Annotated in this window: 1 pseudogene; it reads right to left on the bottom strand. The window is 45.5% G+C overall.

The annotated features are described in order from the left end of the window. Positions 1–266 (bottom strand): annotated as a pseudogene (locus AB4585_RS26485) (glutamine synthetase); the annotation flags it as partial.

The following is a 266-nucleotide window of genomic DNA, read 5'->3' as shown; positions in this document are numbered from 1 at the left end:
CTGATGGGGTTCGCTGTTTATCGATCAAGTAGAATTCAAGCTCAAACGCCATGCATGGGTATTGGTTATTGTCTTTAAGCTGTTCAAGTTGGCTTTCAAGGATGTTGCGAATAAAGAGTGGGCTAGGCTGAGTAGCTGAATCGTCCATCATGGTGAGCAAGACTTGCCCAACATTCTCTCTTGCTGTGGGTGTTAAAGACGCTGGAATAGGAAAACAGATATTATCTGGTTCACCAAGCTCTTCACCCAACCCTGCTGTTTCCACC

Origin of the sequence: Vibrio sp. 10N.222.49.C9 (genome assembly GCF_041474985.1) — a bacterium.
Lineage (GTDB): Bacteria > Pseudomonadota > Gammaproteobacteria > Enterobacterales > Vibrionaceae > Vibrio > Vibrio crassostreae_C.
The sequence above is the reverse complement of the archived record's forward strand: the minus strand, read 5'-3'. Positions and strand labels throughout refer to the sequence as shown.